The sequence below is a fragment of the Vibrio nigripulchritudo ATCC 27043 genome (genome assembly GCF_000222685.1).
GTDB classification, from domain to species: Bacteria; Pseudomonadota; Gammaproteobacteria; order Enterobacterales; family Vibrionaceae; genus Vibrio; species Vibrio nigripulchritudo.
The window spans coordinates 1-267 of record NZ_AFWJ01000255.1 but is presented as its reverse complement, the minus strand read 5'-3'; the positions used below and the strand labels follow the sequence as shown (position 1 = coordinate 267).

2 tRNA genes are annotated in these 267 nt (G+C 47.9%); both read right to left on the bottom strand.

The features are described 5' to 3' along the window. Positions 1-66: 66 nt before the first annotated feature. Positions 67-142 (bottom strand) — tRNA-Ala (locus RH89_RS17020). A 41-nt stretch (positions 143-183) separates the two neighbouring features. Continuing rightward, positions 184-260, bottom strand: a tRNA-Ile gene (locus RH89_RS17015). Between the last annotated feature and the right edge of the window lie 7 nt (positions 261-267).

Genomic DNA, 267 nt, shown 5'->3' with positions numbered 1-267 from the left:
AAATCACTTCTTAAGGAAGTAACCATTTTTAAATATTCTCTGATTTAAGAGAAGAACACTTAAAGATGGTGGAGCTAAGCAGGATCGAACTGCTGACCTCCTGCGTGCAAGGCAGGCGCTCTCCCAGCTGAGCTATAGCCCCATAAAGATTCAATGTCTGACCCGCTATCTTTGGGAAGATAGTGGTGGGTCTGAGTGGACTTGAACCACCGACCTCCCGCTTATCAGGCGAGCGCTCTAACCAGCTGAGCTACAGACCCAACATTG